Below are 16,785 nucleotides of genomic sequence, written 5' to 3' on the forward strand. Positions count from 1 at the left end.
GTTAACGATAACGTGGTCTTCGCTTTTCGTATCCTCATCATGGCGTTGCTGGCCTTCCCGGCGACTGCTCGAGCCAGTTCGCCGGCGATCGAAGTTGGGGAAGTCACCATGGCGACGCCCGATATCATCGCTGTCGAGCTGCGCGATCCGTCGTTTTCGCGCGGGCAGATCGTGGCCTTGCCACAGCCAAAGCCCCAGATGCTTGGACGCTGGATCTCTGTCGACGGTACATCCGGTCTAGTCATCGGGCCGAAGGCGGACCATGCGCGGCTTGCCGACGCGCCACCAAGCATTTTCCTTGACCGCGACAGCGTGGATGCCGCCGGCATCTACGGTGAAATCGGCGGCCGTCGCGTCATTGCAGTTCATCGTAAATCCATGCCCTACGATTCCGGGCTCTACCCCGGCCCGAATGGCGACACGCGCACGGGTGCCGCTTTCAAGCACCAGATTTATCTCCAGCTTGATGGCCCCCTGCCCCAGGGCGAACATGTCATACGCTGGCCGAACGGCATGCTTGCGGACCAAAGCTTCATCTTCGACGACCGGACGACCCGCGCAATGGCGATCCGTTCCACGCAACTTGGGCATACGAGCAAGGACGCAGCGAAAACCGCCTGCCTCGCGCTTTGGCTGCCCGGCGGCAAGGACGACGGTGTTGTCGATTTCAGGGATTACGGCATCAACGGTTTCGATGTCATAGATCCGCAAGGCAACACGGTCTTTTCCGGCGCCATAAGTCTACGCAAGAGCCCTGGGGACGCCGAGCCGGGCAATGGCTTGCCCAAAACTTTGCTCGACTACACAGCGGCGAATTCGCCGCGCATCGCAATCCGATCGCTCGACGTTGATACGCTGCGCGTGACAACGGTTGCGCCACACGGCCTGACCGATGGCCAACGCGTGGGCCTCGAGCGGCTGGGCGGTGAACAAGATGCCAGTTCGGTCTTTGCCACTGTGGCCGACGCCACGGCCAACGCATTCACGCTGGCCGATCAGGAGGGGGCGCTTCCGGCAGCGCTTTCTTCTGGGGCAACCGTCGCCCCTGCGCACAGCGCCAACCGCGCCGGAACCTTCGTTTTCGAACTCGACTATTCCGCCTGGACGCCAGAATCTGGCGGACCATTCCGTCTTCGTATTCCCGGTCTCGGTGTTTCCGACCCATTTGCGGTGGAATCGGATGTTTGGCTGAAGGCCGCGCGCAATTCGATGACGGGGCTGTATCACCAACGCAGCGGTATCGAGATCGACGGACGCTTTGGCTATCAGCGGCCAGTCGCATTCCGACCCGGCCCCGATATGTCCATCGTCGAAAGCAGGCTGCCACTGGCCTGGTCATCGAATTTCGATACGGGCTTTATCCCCTTCGAGGAGGGTGTGAAACCGCGCTGGCGTGCCGAAAGAAAAGCGCCGGACAGTTATTGGGGCGGTTACATGGATGCAGGGGACTGGGACCGTCGCATCCAGCATGTCGAGGTGGCCTCACTATTACTCGACGCCTTTGAGGCGTTGCCCGAGGGCCAGCGCGCACTCGAGTTCAATGTGCCTAGCTCAAGCGCCCTGCTGGCGAATCCGGCCTATCGCGATACCGACGACCTGCCTGATCTTGTCCAGGAAGCAATCTGGGCCATGGACTTCTTCCGCCGGCTCCAGACCGACGACGGCAGCATTCGCGGCGGCATCGAAAGCGCAGCGCATCCATTGCTGGGCGAGCCGAGCTATCTCGAACGGCAAGAGGTCTATGCCTATGCGCCAGACCATATCTCGACTTACAAATACGCTGCTGTCGCCGCCAAGCTGGCGCGCGTTCTGAAGATGCTAGGCAAACCTGACGCTGCCACCCTGTTCGAGAACAGTGCTCAAGCCGCGTGGGCTGCCGCGGAACGCGGCTACGCGGACCCCGATGCGTTTTATGACGAAGCGATCGCGGCGGCGGCCGAGACAGGCGTGTTCGGACCAGATGGCTGGCCTGCACGCCGCGAGCAACTGCAAAAGGTCGCCAAGGAATATCGCCGCACTGCTGCGGCGGCACTCTACAGGCTTCTTGGCAGCCCGGAACACCGTGGCATTTTCGAAGCCTCGTGGCGCGAGGACCAGGGGCTTTTTGCCCACATGGGCGACGCTGCCTGGGATTACTTCAAGACTGCAGGCGCGGATGCGGGAATAGGCGAAGAGATTACAGCCAGGTTCGTCGCGGAAGCCGCAATCATCACCGGCGCGCAGCAACATGCCGCCTACCCGAACATGAAGCATCCCAACGCGCCCGCGGGCTGGGGCGAAGGCGGAGCGCCGGACTACAACCAGGTGCAAACGCTGATGCGCGCACATCTTCTGTCATCAGACCCACAGATCCTGCGGGTCATGGAACAGGGATATCAGGCCATGGTTGGGGTCAATCAGGTGGGTCTGAGCTTCGTGACCGGAATCGGGACAAGGCAGATCCAGCATCCGCTGCACGAGGATCACCGCGCAATGGGCGTCGCCGCGCCAAGCGGCATCACCATCTTCGGTTTCGCGCCGCAAGCCGCGACCGCCTATAGCTGGGTGTTCGGGCCACCTTGGTCGCCCCTAGCGGAGTCAGGCACTGCCGAAAACGCAGCGCAGCGGCGCATCGAACCACCGCGCTTTTCCCTGCCCTATCATGAATATCTGGTCGAGCACCCGTCGGTCATCATGCAGCAGGAATATACGGTGCATCAGTCCATCGGCACGATGGCCGCACTGGCGCTTTATCTCCACGGCAGGCAATAACGCGAAAGATCAATCGGCAAAGGCATTGCGCAGGTTCCAGCCGAAACGCGCAGTATCGCGCCACCGTTGGATAGCTGCGCGCGGCCAGGAAAAGTCGGAGCGATAGATTTTGTTGGCGTAACCTGCATAGGCCCATGCAAAGGAAGGCGAAACACCGCTGGTGCATTCCTCAAAAGGTTCATCTGCCCGATAACCGAGCAGGAACTCTGTAGCGAAGGCCTTCAGCGTCTGCGCCCGGGCGTCGCCCACCCCGTTCGGCATGCCAACTGTTGCGGCATCCGGCCCATGAATCGTCGCAAAGACGATCCGCGCTGTATAGGTTTCACCAAGATCGGTCAGATGGACGGTGTCGGTAAACAGCGAACGCACAATATCGCCCGGTGTCATATTCTCGAAGCCAGCGCGGGGAGCGCTGGTGAGATGGTCCACTAGTTCAGCCAAGGCGAGGCTCGCCGGGACGAAGCCGATGGTGGGTCCGCGTTGGCCAGGCGCAGCGCCAGCGCTGGCGGCTTGCACGACGCATCGCCAAACCGGCGAAGCGCGCCGCTCATAATCGATCCAATCGCTTGGGTCTTCCTTGTCGGAAACATCGAGCCACGGAGACATGAACCAAATCGCCCCAGAGGGGTTGGTTTCAAGGAAACGGTGCTGGAACTCGGCGAGATAGCGCACGGTCCCCTGCCGCATAAGCGTATCGAGCAGGGAGTGCAGTTCGGTCACGAGCAGAAGATCGTAGGCTCTGCCCCCAACTGACGGTTCGCGCCACTCGGCCAAGACGTCGACAGGACTGCCATCACGATCAGCCCCCGAGCTGAATCCGGACCAAGGACGCGTAGGATCGGTGCCCATGGAGCGCTGCTCGAGCGAAGAGCCGCCAATGTTCTGCATATTCCAGAGAATGGGTTGGCCCGCACTGGCAGCCATTTCCGCCAATTTCTCCAGCATGGGCCGATCCGTCAGGCTGTGACCGGATACAAAGAGGCTTCGCGGTGAAGCCGTTGCCACTGGCGGCTGCTCAGGCTTCGACGCCGATTTCGCTGCATCTGGTAACATGGGAACCGCCAAGGCAAAAAGACATAGTACCGGCGCGAGCAAGCAACGGAAAAACCGCATCAGGCCGGTGCGCCCGCATCTTGGGGTTGGGCCTCCCTCGCCGCAGACATCCGGCGAAAGGTTGCCAGCGCCTGTCCGACAACCTGATCCATGTTGTAGTAGCGATAAGTCGCCAATCTGCCGACGAACCACACATCCGGCGTCTCGCCTGCAAGCCGCTCATATTGCTTGTACAAGCGTTCGTTCTCGGCCTTGGGGATTGGATAGTACGGATCTCCCTCGGCCGACGGATATTCATAAGTTACCGTGGTTTGCGCATGATCCTGGCCGGTCATGTGCTTGTATTCGGAAATGCGGGTGTAGTCCTGTGTCATAGGAAAATTCACCGTGCCGACCTCCTGGAAGCAGCGCGTGTTCAGCGTCACGTGCTCGAACTTCAGCGACCGGTAAGGCAGCCTCCCGTAGTAAAAGTTGAAATATTCGTCGATTTGCCCGGTGTAGATCAGCCGTCGGTGGGGGATTTTTGACCGGACGTCCTGATAGTCAGTCTCCAGCATCACCTCAATATTTGGATGATCGAGCATCTTCTCGAAGAGACGGGTGTAGCCGTCCTTCGGCATGAACTGGAGCTCGTCGGTAAAGTAGCGATCGTCCCGGTTCGTGCGGGTGGGGACGCGTGCAGTGACCGACCTGTCAAGCTCCGACGGATCCATGCCCCATTGCTTGCGCGTGTATCCGCGGAAGAACTTTTCATAGAGTTCGCGACCGACCTTCGAGACGACCACATCCTCCGATGTCCGGACCTCCTCGACCACTTCGGCGCGTTCAGTGAACCAGCCCTCCAACTCCTCCGACGTGAGATTGAGCCCGTAGAGCCTGTTGACGGTATCCAAATTGATGGGAATTGGCACTCGCATCCCGTCCACCTCGGCCAGGACCCTATGTTCGTAGGGACGCCAGTCCGTAAAGTGCGACAGGTAGTCGAAGATCTGCTGCGAATTTGTATGAAATATATGCGGCCCATAGCGATGCATCAGCACGCCGGCTTGGTCATGCATATCGTAGGCATTGCCGCCAATATGGTCGCGTCGATCAACAACCAGCACCTTTTCGTTGAGCTGGCTCGCTATCCGCTCGGCAAGAACCGAGCCTGCAAATCCGGCACCCACGATCAACCAGTCATACATCGAGCTACTCTGCAGCCGGAGGAAACGAAACGGACAAGCCTTCGGTCGCCAGCGCTGTCTCACGCTGGATGGCCGAAGTCTCGCTTGCGGTCAATTTTGCCATCAGCTCCGAGAACTCGCACAGGAACCACTCTTCTGTCAGGGCAGTCAGCAGTGTCGAACGCGCGCTCGAGGCGATGGCTGCTCTTTCGGTTTCATTTTCCAGATAGAAAGCGCACTGCTCCTCCAGATCCGAATAGTCCCAGCGGACCGGGACATAGGTAGAGTGCGGAACGAAGATGTTCGGCTTCGTCTTGATGTGGTCCATGCTGGGCTTCACAAGCAGGCAGCCCGCAAGGATCGCTTCGAAATCGCGCCAGCACAGCTCGCCGAAGCCAATCGGGCTGACGCATATGCGGCTGCGGGTGAGTTCCCGATTGTACTCCTCCTGCGACACACGCGATCGCGGCGCCAGCACGTTGAAGCGGCTGGACAGTTTGGTCACCGCCTCGATCGCGGAGCTCCGCATCGGCGAAATCCAGACTTCCGAAGGAACGTGGGCGCGGCAGAGAATGTCAATGGAACGGTCTTGGACCGTACCCTCGTCCGGCCGGGCGACAAGCTGCTCGATCTTGTCGTCGAGCGCGATGTTCCAGCCTATATGCAGCTTGCCCAGGCATTCATCACTGGGAGGGACCGGCGTAACCGGTTGGTCTTGGACGTAGCCCTCTGCGAGCCGCGAAACATAGTCGGTAAGGTTGTTGATCTTGATCTCATTTGCAGTCGAACGGTACGCCTTGCGATACGCCGAGATATCGGCGAAGCCATGCTTCTTGACATACAGGTCGACCGCTTCGCAGACGTTCGGCCATTGTATGCTCTGGTCGTCGTCACCGTCGAAATAGACCAGTTTCGTCTTTGTCCTGTCGATCGCCTGACGGAAATGCGTCAGCGCCTTCTCGACAGCCTCCGGGCTGGATCTGAACGATAACTTGAGCCCGACCGCGTCGAATTCGCGAAAGAATGCGCCAGGGCTGGCAAGGGCCGATTGCAGTGAGATCAAGCGAAATACGATCCCCAATTGGCTACGCAACGCGCGCTGATGCCGTACCAGCGGCGCAAACTGCTGCTCGCTCGTATACTCGGCCCCATCGCTGACAAGCAGCAGCCGGAGCACCGGTTTGCGCTTGCTCACCGCCCCGAGTACCGCGCTCTCGGCAACTCCGTATCGGTAGGATAAGGCGCTGCGCGCCCAGCGGCGGCGCAAGCCCCGCAAAAGTCGCTGGATCGCTTGCCGCCCGGCCGCGCGCGTCATTGCATTCTCCCATGATGAACGATCGAAGGGCCGGTGGTCATGCGCCGTGACAGGGTCATCGCAGTTGCAATGAAGCCCGATGCAATGCGAAAGCGCCCTTCAAAGATCTGACCGGCCAAAAACGGCGCCGTATCGACCTCAAGGCACGCCGTGAAGCGGCCCCTGGCCACATCCAGCAGGATCGTCACTGCATGAAAGTCGATGAGTTTCTTCGACAGGAGGTATTGGCTCTTGTAGAAAGTTTCCTTGGCACTGAAGATTGCCTTGGCAAGGATCAGGCGCTCCGCGGCCGGCTGACGATACAGCCAGATAAGCTCCGCCTCGGTGCAGGTCACATCCAGCAGATCCTCGTCCAGTGGCGTGACCGGTTCGACGTCAATGCCGATTGAGCTGCAATCTTCACTTTGACGCGCCACTGCTGCGACGCACCAGTCGGTGCAATGGCTGATGCTTCCGACGAACCCGTCCGGCCAGACCGGCGCCCGATCCGACGCAGCAGGGATTGCGGCCTGCGGCCCCCCTAGCAACGCCATGGCTTGGCGCGCCAGCGCACGGCCTGCCGCAAACTCCCGACGACGGGTTTCCTTAGCTCGCGACACGTAGGACTGCTCGACGGGATACAGCACCGCGGCCAGCGACCGGGGATCCCCTTGCGCTGTCGCTACATCCGCAGTGAAGAGCCCGGCGAAAAGGCTCATCAGCCATCTCGCATGCGCTGCATCGCAGCGCGTCGGTCGCCGAGTGCGGCACGTCGCATAGCAGCGCGATCGGCAACCTGGCTAAGCCGCTCGTCCGATTTGCCGCGATCGGCAAGATGCCCAGACAGTGCCGCGACAGTCGGGAAACGGAACAGGTCGGTGATGGCGATGTCGGTTGCGATCGACGCCTTCAATTCCCGATGCGCCTGCACCGCAAGGAGGGAATGACCTCCTAGTGCAAAGAAGCTGTCATTGAGCCCGACGCGTTCCACGCCTAGAACCCGACGGAAGGTTTCGGCGATCTGGCGCTGCACATTGTCGACAGGGGCGACATAGATCTCGGTTTCGGCCTCTCGCTTCGCCTCCGGCTTCGGCAGCGCCTTGCGGTCGACCTTGGCGTTTGGCGTCAACGGAAAGGCGTTGAGCGTCACGAAATGCGCCGGCACCATATATTCCGGCAGCGACTTCGCCAAATGAGCGCGCAGGGCATTTTCGTCGAGTTTTCCTTCCCTGAGCCGCAGATAGGCGACGATGCGGACGTCATCGGCGCGATCCTCGCGAGCCACGACAACGCTCTCGGCGACACCGGGGAACTCCGCGATCTGCGACTCGATCTCGCCAAGCTCGATGCGATAGCCGCGCACCTTGACCTGATGGTCGGTGCGGCCGAGGAACTTCAGTACGCCGTCGGCCGTGTAACGCACGAGGTCGCCGGTGCGATACATCCTGCCGTCGGCGAAAGGGTTCGCCACGAAGCGCTCGCTGGTCAGTTCATCACGGCCGAAATAGCCGCGTGCCACACCCTCCCCACCGATGACGAGTTCGCCAGCCATCCCAGGTGCGACCGGCCGCAACGCCGCATCGAGCACGTAGAGCTGTGTGTTGGCGATCGGCCTGCCGAGCGGTACCACGCCATCTGTGATGTCCGCCGTCATGGTCGACGACCAGATGGTCGTCTCCGTCGGGCCATACATGTTTTCAACTGCCGCGGAGGTCGCCTTGCGCAGTTCGGCGAGCAGTGAGGCCTGCAATGCCTCGCCGCCGATAAGGAGATGGCGGACCTGCATGAGAGCCAGCCTATCCTCCTCATTGACCAAAAACATGCGGGCCATGGACGGCGTGCACTGCAGATGTGTCACGCCATGAGCGGCGATGTCGGCGGCAAGCGCGCTCTGCGGTATCGCTTGGCCAGCGTCGATGTCGCGCGCCCGTGTGACCACCTCGGCCAGGGGCTTCAACCGCTCCAGCACGATGTCGCTCGGCACACCATAGTCGATCAGGCAGGCAACCTCATCGACCCCGATAGCCGCGATCTGGTCGACGCGATTGAGCGCGTCCTCGACCGTGCCGAACAAGCCGCTGTCTTCGAAATAGCGCAGGAAGGCGAATTCGAGGATAGCGTCGAGTTCGTCGGCCTGCAGCGACTGCAGGTCAATGTCCATCGGCTGGGCCACGCCCTGCGGTTTCTTGAAGGCTGGGAAGGCCCAGGCATATTGCTTGATCAGTGCCGCAGCGCTGCGCAAATAGTCCTTCATTGGACCGCGCGCACGCTCCCGCACTTCCTCACGGTCCCCGCCAAGCAGGGTATGCAGCATGAGCGTGACCTTGTGCGCGCTCGGGTCGTGGCCTGCCTCGGCAAGCGCCTCACGATAGACGCGGATCTTGCCGGCCAGCTCTTCGATCGACTGGCCGAGCAGGTGGGTGAGCACATTCGCGCCCATGCGCCCAGCTTCGCGGTAGGTCTCCGGATTGCCCGCAGTGGTGATCCAGACCGGCAATTCCTTCTGCACGGGTCGCGGCTGCGTGACCACTCCGATCTTGCCCTCACCGAAATCAAAGTCGACCTTCTCCCCACGCCATAGGCGCCGAACTGTCTCGATATCGCGCAGCATGGCGGCCTTGTTGTGCGGCGGAGCGTTCTCCGGCCGCAGCACGAAATCCTCAGGCATCCAGCCAGAGGCGAAGGCGAGGCCGACGCGACCATTGCTGATGTTGTCGAGAACCGCCCACTCCTCGGCTACTCGTGCCGGGTGATGCAGCGGCAGAACGCAGGAACCGGCGCGGATCGCCAGGTTTTTCGTCACAGCAGCAACGGCGGCTCCTGTCACCGCCGGGTTCGGATAGGGACCGCCAAAGGCGTGGAAATGTCGCTCAGGTGTCCACAGCGCCTGGAAACCATGCTCGTCGGCGAACTTCGCGCCTTCCAGCAACAGCCGGTATTTTGCCGGCCCCGCTCCGTCGTCATTGCCCCAGTAAAACAGGCCGAAATCCATCGGCGCCTTGCCGCTCGCGCGGCGGCGCGCTGCAGTCGGTGCCGCGTTCTTGTGGTCATGCACGTCGCTTGCATGGATCACCACCTTGAAACCACGCGCCAGTGTCCAGAAGAGCTCCAGCACCGAGATGTCGAAGGACAGGCTGGTGACGGCTAGCCACACCGGCTGCCCGGCTTCGTCGATCGTAATGCGGTCGTCCATGCCGACGAAGAAATTCGCGACATTGCGATGCTCGACCATCACGCCTTTGGGGCGCCCGGTGGAACCCGACGTGTAGATCATGTACGCCAAGTTGGCCGAGGTGACGCCGCTCCGCGGCCGCTCGGCACTGCCTGGAACAGCGAGGATGTCCTCAATGTTCACCCGCTGGGCACCGTCAACTGCCAGTGCACCGTCGAGTGCTCGCTCGCTGAGCACCACCGGCGCCCCGCTGTCGTCGACCATCAAGGCCAGCCGCTCGGCTGGGAACATCGGATCGAGCGGCACATAGGCAGCGCCTGCCTTCTGGATGGCCAACGCGCCGATGACCAGCTCTGGCGAGCGCGAGACATGCAGGCCGACCAGCGTGTCGGGTTTCACGCCGAGCTCGATCAGGCGGTTGGCAACGCAGTTGGCCTTTTCATCGAGTTCACGGTAGGTGAGCTGCCGGTCGCGGAAAGAGACCGCAATAGCATCAGGCGTCAGCTCGGCTTGGCGTTCGATCAGCGTGTGGACGCAGACGGTGCGATCGTGATCGCGCGTGGTCTGGTTCCAGCCGAAGAGCACTCGCTGGCGTTCTTCTTCCGACATAAGCGGAAGATCTGAAACCATGCCGCCACCGACAAATTTACCTGCGAAAATGCCCAATCGGGAGAGCATGTCCGCAAGGTCGCGATCCGCGATCCGAGCACGATCGGCCAGCACGAGCATCTCATCTGCGCCGAGCACAAATGTCAGCGCCGTCCCCTGGATGAGCTTTGCCCGGGAGGGTGAAGCTGCTTCAACCAACCCAATGGTCAGGCGCGGAAGGGCCAATCCGGGAACGCGCTCCGCGAGATCGGACGCATAAGTGCCGCGCTCGCGCAGCTGCCCCAAAGCTTGGTTTGTCCGCGCGATGAAAATCTCGACCGTCTCACCATCCAAGAACTCGATGCGGAACGGCACTGATGTCGCGAAATACCCGGGAAACTGATTGTCCAGCGCGACGGTGGCGTCTGTCCCATAGGCGATGTCGAGTGAATCCTGGCCGGAGAAGCGCGCCAGAAAGGCCGCAACGGTGGCTGCACGCGAACCTTCCTGGACCGGCATCCGCAATGGCTGCGCGATAACCTGGGGCACGCCGTCATGCGACCACGCCTTGACGTCGGGCAGGTCAATATCGCGCGCTGTGCCAAGCGCCTTGCGGAAGCGCCCCTCATGGGGAGCGGCCCGGGCGATGGCCTCGTCCAGCGCCTGCCCTTCGCCATCCGTCAACAGCGGCAGGCGCATCCCAAGATGAGGGCGGGAACTCAGCGTCTTGCCCGCATTGCGCCCAAGACCAATTCCTTGCACCAGCACCTGTTGGTCCGCCGCGACAATGACTGCGCCGTCATCAGAGACCGAAATCACCGTGCCTGCGGGGTGTCCCTCAGTGTGGCCGACGACCTCGAACTTCGTGATGGCGAACAGGCCGTCCTCCGTCCGGATTTTCGCACGAGCCAATGGGTTGGCGTAGCCCGAGCCGAAATCGAGCCCGCGCACCAAACGCGACAAGGACTGCGCATCCCGATCGAAGCGCAGCGTTCCAGCCGCCGATGGCCGACGGTCCCTGGCAAAATAGCTTCGCTGCGACAAATCCTGCTGCCGCGGCGCAAGCGTGCCCGCTTCAATGGCGAACAGCATCTCCTCGAAGGTGGCGATACCGGCTTCGAAGCATCTGGTGTTAAGCGTGAGTGCCGTTTCATCCGCGCCGATCTCGACCATGCGCTGGGAGTAGATTTCGCCCTCGTCGACACGTGCCGTCAGCGCGTGCCAGGTGACGCCATGGTTTGCCTCKCCTTCCAGGATCGCCCAGGCCGGGGCGTTGAGGCCGGCATAGCGTGGCAGGGGGCCGTCATGGAAATTCGCCGCACCTTGCCTTGCGGTTCGCCAAAGCGCATCGGGAATGATGCGCAGGTTGGCTGCGCTGAAAAGCCAGTCATAGTCAACATTCGCAAGCCGCACCTCAACTTCGCTGTCAAACGCGCAGACAGGGAGGCCAAGGGCTTGCGCCCAATTTCGGATCGACGCGCTGTCCGTCACGATCATCGCGATGGCATGGCCATGCGATCGCACGATCTCGGCGCATTGCACCAGAAGCGACTCGTCCCCGATCAGAACGCATTTCAATTGCCCAAAAGGCATGTAGCCCGACCCCATGAACTGCGATTGTTGCGGCATCTGTATGCGAATTGATCTAAACAAGAATGAGTATACCTGCCCTCTTTTCCATCAAGACTTCAATGTTTGGTTAAGGCTGTTTCATTGCAGCGGAGTCAATATCGTCGAACGCGCCACAAGTGTGCCCTCCGGACGGAAGKCTTAACGTCGTTTTCACTTCCCTGTTCCTTAAGCTGAATTTGCCCTGCAGGACGGATAGATATTGGCTGGTGTTGCGGTCGGGGACGACGCACTGACAAATGCCAAATGGAACGGCGGACATTTTGTGATGTATGAAACCGATCAGATGTCGCCGAATGACATCGCCATTGTCGGCATGGCGCTTCGCGTGCCTGGCGCGCGAAATGTCCGCGAATTTTGGGACAATTTGCGTGGCGGCGTGGAATCCATCCGCGACTTAACAGAAGAAGAACTGCTGGCTAGCGGTGAGTCCGCTGCGCGCATCCATCTGCCGAACTATGTGCGCCGCACCTCCGAACTGCCAGGCATGGAGATGTTCGATGCCGACTTCTTCGGGCTGAGCCCCAAGGAAGCGGCGATCATGGATCCCCAGCACAGGCATTTCCTGGAATGCGCCTGGGAGGCCATGGAAGATGCCGGGCGCACGCCGGATTCGAGTGCCGGTCCCGTCGGCGTCTTCGCCGGCTGCGGCATGGGCTCCTACTTCTACTTCAACGTCTGCAGCAATCGCCAGCTCGTCGACCAGGTCGGCATGTTCCTTTTGCGCCATACCGGCAACGACAAGGACTTCCTGGCCACCCGCGCCTCGTTCGCCTTCGACCTTCGCGGCCCGAGCATAAATGTCCAGACCGCCTGCTCGACCTCGCTCGTCGCAATTCATAGCGCGTGCCAGAGCTTGCTTGCCGGCGAATGCGAAATGGCGCTGGCTGGCGGCGTCACGATCGAGTTGCCGCACCGGCGTGGCTATCTCTTTCAGGACGGCGAAATTCTCTCGACCGACGGCCATTGCCGCGCCTTCGACCATCGCGCCGACGGCACCGTCTTCGGCAGCGGTGCCGGCGTGGTCGTTCTGCGGCGCTTGTCAGACGCTCTCGCCGACGGTGACATCATCCACGCTGTCATCAAGGCGACCGCCGTCAACAATGACGGCAGCAGCAAGGCCGGCTATCTCGCGCCGAGCGTCACCGGCCAGGCCGAGGCGATTATCGAGGCGCAAGGTCTCGCCGGTGTCTCAGCCGATGACATCCAGTATGTCGAATGCCATGGCACCGGCACCTATCTCGGCGATCCGATCGAGATCGAGGCGCTGACCCAGGCTTTCCGGCAGAGCACTGCGCGCACCGGCTTCTGCCGTGTAGGCTCGGTGAAATCGAATATCGGGCACCTCGACACCGCCGCTGGTGTGGTCAGCATCATCAAGACGACATTGGCGCTCAAGCATGGCGAAATGCCGCCGACGCTGAACTTCGAAAAGCCCAACCCTGCTATCGACTTCGCTCGTAGCCCGTTCATCGTCAATGACAAGCTGACCCCCTGGCCAAAAGGCGCCGGGCCGCGACGCGCGGCAGTGAACTCGCTCGGCGTCGGCGGCACGAACGCGCATGCGATCCTTGAGGAAGCGCCCAAGCCGGCAGCCGGTACAGCGAGCACGGGCGAACGAGAGCCACAGCTCTTCCTGTTTGCCACCAAGAACCGCAAGGCGCTCGACCGTGCGATGGAGCAAGTCGGAGAGGAACTGGTGCGACAGCCATCACCGGCGCTTGCCGACGTCTCCTACACGTTGTTTGCGGGCCGAAAGCACTTCGAACATCGCCGCGCCGTCGCGGCACGCAGCCGCGACGAGGCGATGGCCCTACTCTCCGGTTCCGACCCGAAGCGCGCCCACACCCACAGCACGATCGAAGCCGCAAATGCCGTGTTCCTGTTCCCCGGAGGCGGTGCGCAGCATGTAGGCATGACGCGCAGCCTCTACGCCGAGGACGCAGGTTTCCGAGCGACGGTCGATGAAGGCTTGAACTATCTCAAATCGGAAGCCGCATCCGAGATCCGCCGCGTTTGGCTCGCCCGCGACACCGACCCATCCCAGGCGGCCAGGGATTTCCTGCTGCCCTCGGTACAACTTCCCGCCATTTTGATTGTCGAAATCGCCATCGCACGCCTGTGGCTGCGCTGGGGCATCAAGCCATCGGCGCTGATCGGCCACTCTATGGGCGAGAATGCCGCTGCCTRCATCGCAGGCGTCATGAGCTTCCGGGACGTGGTCAATCTCGTTCGTCTGCGCGGCGAGCTGTTCGACACGGTCGAGGCCGGCGGCATGCTGTCAGTTCCGCTGTCACCCGAAGCGCTATCGCAACACATGAACCCGGCCCTCGATCTCGCCTCGGTGAATGCACCTGAACTCTGCGTGGTTTCGGGCCGCAACGAGGATCTGGAAGCGCTGAGCAACAGGCTGGCCGAGAACGGTATCGACGCATCGCGCATTGCCATCGACATCGCCGCGCATTCGCAGATGTTGGACCCTATCCTGGGCCGATTCGAAGCCTTCCTCCGCGGCATCGACCTGCGCGCGCCGACCATCCCGATCGTCTCGAACCTGACCGGTGAATGGCTCAGCGAGACTCAGGCGCGCGACCCGCTCTACTGGGTCCGGCATCTTCGCTCGACCGTGAATTTCGCCAAGGGCTTGGCCACGCTCTCGGGGCAGCCAGGGCGTGTCTATGTCGAGGTCGGGCCGAGCCGCGCCCTGTCGTCGCTGGTCAAGCTTCAGCCCGGCATCGAGGCGAACCAGGTCATCAACAGCCTGCCGCATGCCGACGAGGTCACCGACGACCGCGTGCACTTCCTCGCCGCAATGGGCCGCGCCTGGGCGACCGGGCTCGATGTGACTCTCACCAAGCTATGGGAGGGAAGCGGCGCGCGCCGCGTGTCGCTGCCAACCTATCCTTTCCAGCATCAGCGCTACTTCATCGAGCGCAGCGTCGCAGCGGCAGCAAACGAGAGCGAACAGGACTTCATCGCCAAGCTGCCTGATATGGCGGATTGGGGTTACCGTCCAAGCTGGAGACAGGCGCTGGCTGACGTGACGATCGACGCCGACACCCAACCCGCGTCCTGGCTTATTTTCGTGGACGAGACCGGCCTTGGTTCAGCACTAGTCGAGCGGCTTCGCGCCAAGGGACATCGCGTTGCGACGGTCAAGGCAGGCGACGGCTTTGTTCGACATGGCGCCGACGACTACACGCTGTGCCCCGAACAAGGGCGGCCAGGCTATGACGCGCTGTTTTCTGGACTTGCCGGCGACGGCGGCGTCCCTGAACGCATCGTGCACCTCTGGCTCGTAACGGGTGCGGAAACCTTCCGCCCTGGCTCCAACTTCTTCAGCCGAAATCAGGAACGCGGCTTCCAGAGCCTGTTTTTCACCGCGCAGGCGCTGGGCGACATCGAGGGCTTCGAGCCGCAGATCACGGTCGTGACAAACGGTATGCAGCGGGTGGGGAGCGAGGCCCTGCCCTACCCGGAAAAAGCCACCGTCCTTGGTCCAGCGCTCGTCATGCCAAAGGAGATGCAAGGCGCCACGGTCCGCATCATCGACCTCGAATTTTCCGCACCGCCGCTGCCAGAGAAGGGCGGCTTGCTGCGGTCACGGAAGCCGGCAAGCGACGTCGCTAGCTTGCTACTGGGCCAACAAATCGACCAGTTGTGGGACGATATCTTCGCTTCGCCCGCTTCTGAAACGGTTGCCTATCGAAACGGCAAGCGCTGGGTCCGCAGCTACGAGAAGCTTTTGTTGGCCGACGCCAGCGCAGAAGCCAGCCCGCTTCGCAAAGGCGGCGTCTATCTGATCACCGGTGGCCTGGGAGATCTCGCGCAGGTCATCGCGGGCGAACTGGCGTCACGTCACCAGGCAAAACTGGTTCTGATCGGGCGGCTGGCACTTCCGCCTCGGGATGAGTGGGCAAAGCGGACCCTTCTGCTTTCGCGCGGCGACCGCACGCGTCGCGCCATCGAAGCGATCCAGACCCTGGAGGCAAAGGGCGCGGAGGTGCTCTACCTAACGGCTGACGTAAGCAACGTCGAAGACATGACTGTGGTAGCCGACAAGGCGCGCGCCACCTTTGGCGACATCAATGGCGTGTTCCACGCGGCGGGTCTCGTGGATGACAATCTGATCCAGTTGAAAACGCTGGAGGAGATGGAGACAGTGCTGTCGCCGAAGCTGCACGGCACCGTGGTCCTCGACCAGGTTTTCCAAGACAGGCCTCTCGACCTCTTAGTGCTGTTTTCGTCGACCAGCACCGACACCGCACCTGCCGGGCAAGTCGACTACGTCGCCGCCAATGCCTATCTCAACGCCTATGCGGAGAGCCGCTTCTCCAATCAGGCGCGGAAGACCATTGCCTTGCACTGGGGCGTCTGGAACGATGTCGGGCTGGCCGCGCGAGCCACAGGCCAGACGGTCCAGATCCAAGCGCCAATCTCACAACGTGGCGCAGCACAGGGCCCGTTCTTCAACGAATGGGTGGAGGACGCGCAAGGCGAGGTGTGGCTCGAGACACGCATTTCACCGCGAAGCCATTGGATGCTCGACGAGCATCGGCTCGTCTCGGGACAGGCCATCTTGCCAGGTACCGGCACTATCGAGATCATCGCCCAGGCCATGAAAGAGTACGGCGCCGATCAGGACCAGGAGATCGCAGATCTCTTCTTCCTTCGTCCGCTTGAAGTCGATGACCGGAACGAGAAGATCCTTCGCGTGCGGTTTGCGGCGGACGGCGACATGCAGCGCGTGTTCGTCACCGCCGTCGATGCCGAATTGGTGTCGGAAGGTTTCACCCTCCACAGCGAAGCGACACTGCGCAAACGTCGCGCCAAGCCCCATGCCCCCGCGGAACTGGCAGCAGCGTCGGCGCGATTGATCGCATGCCAGCGCGCCGAGGATGGAGCAGCACTACGCTCCGTCCAGGAAGACCACATCCGCTTCGGGCCGCGCTGGAAGGTGCTGCGCTCGCTTGCTCGCGGAGACCGGGAAGCCTTTGCCGAACTCAGACTCGACCGGGCCTATCGCGGCGATATCGCGACTGGCTTCATCGCGCATCCAGCGCTGCTGGATATCGCCACCGGATTTGCGCTCGACCTCGCGCCCGGCCATGCAACGTCGCACGCGCTGTGGG

At 61.8% G+C, this 16,785-nt stretch carries 7 protein-coding genes; 2 read left to right on the plus strand and 5 right to left on the minus strand.

Features of this window, described 5'->3' with window-relative positions; genetic code table 11:
* A partial coding sequence (locus AC1DWF_RS22400) for a glycoside hydrolase family 9 protein (protein ID WP_476842071.1) occupies nucleotides 1-2,751 on the plus strand: 2,751 nt, incomplete at its 5' end.
* Nucleotides 2,752-2,760: 9 nt separating this feature from the next.
* Here the strand turns inward: AC1DWF_RS22400 and AC1DWF_RS22405 are convergent.
* From AC1DWF_RS22405 to AC1DWF_RS22425, 5 genes are all read right to left on the minus strand, one after another.
* Nucleotides 2,761-3,696, minus strand: coding sequence for a hypothetical protein (locus tag AC1DWF_RS22405; protein WP_476804492.1), 936 nt, complete (start codon nucleotides 3,694-3,696; stop codon nucleotides 2,761-2,763).
* A gap of 167 nt (nucleotides 3,697-3,863) precedes the next feature.
* Nucleotides 3,864-4,991, minus strand: a complete 1,128-nt coding sequence (glf, locus tag AC1DWF_RS22410) for a UDP-galactopyranose mutase (RefSeq protein WP_476787315.1) — start codon at nucleotides 4,989-4,991, stop codon at nucleotides 3,864-3,866.
* Between the two features lie 4 nt (nucleotides 4,992-4,995).
* The gene (locus tag AC1DWF_RS22415; RefSeq protein WP_476789346.1) at nucleotides 4,996-6,285 is read right to left on the minus strand and encodes a glycosyltransferase family protein; all 1,290 of its coding nucleotides are present in this window, start codon (nucleotides 6,283-6,285) and stop codon (nucleotides 4,996-4,998) included.
* Nucleotides 6,282-6,983 (minus strand): 4'-phosphopantetheinyl transferase family protein, encoded by a 702-nt coding sequence (locus AC1DWF_RS22420; protein ID WP_476786341.1) that lies wholly within the window; start codon nucleotides 6,981-6,983, stop codon nucleotides 6,282-6,284. The genes AC1DWF_RS22415 and AC1DWF_RS22420 overlap by 4 nt, the downstream gene beginning before the upstream one ends.
* Nucleotides 6,983-11,653 (minus strand): MupA/Atu3671 family FMN-dependent luciferase-like monooxygenase, encoded by a 4,671-nt coding sequence (locus AC1DWF_RS22425; protein WP_476789348.1) that lies wholly within the window; start codon nucleotides 11,651-11,653, stop codon nucleotides 6,983-6,985. Before AC1DWF_RS22425 ends, AC1DWF_RS22420 begins: the two co-directional genes overlap by 1 nt.
* Before the next feature lie 268 nt (nucleotides 11,654-11,921).
* Here AC1DWF_RS22425 and AC1DWF_RS22430 point away from each other — a divergent pair.
* Nucleotides 11,922-16,785, plus strand: a 4,864-nt coding sequence (locus tag AC1DWF_RS22430) for a type I polyketide synthase (protein WP_476842072.1), incomplete at its 3' end; no start/stop codon positions are given.

The organism is Aminobacter sp. P4_D5 (assembly GCF_056401815.1).

What these genes read in the sequence shown, in the direction of transcription:
- AC1DWF_RS22415 (WP_476789346.1), bottom strand. Translation starts at nt 6,285, where the DNA reads ATGACGCGCGCGGCCGGGCGGCAAGCGATCCAGCGACTTTTGCGGGGC.
- glf (WP_476787315.1), bottom strand. Translation starts at nt 4,991, where the DNA reads ATGTATGACTGGTTGATCGTGGGTGCCGGATTTGCAGGCTCGGTTCTT.
- AC1DWF_RS22405 (WP_476804492.1), bottom strand. Translation starts at nt 3,696, where the DNA reads ATGCTGGAGAAATTGGCGGAAATGGCTGCCAGTGCGGGCCAACCCATT.
- AC1DWF_RS22420 (WP_476786341.1), bottom strand. Translation starts at nt 6,983, where the DNA reads ATGAGCCTTTTCGCCGGGCTCTTCACTGCGGATGTAGCGACAGCGCAA.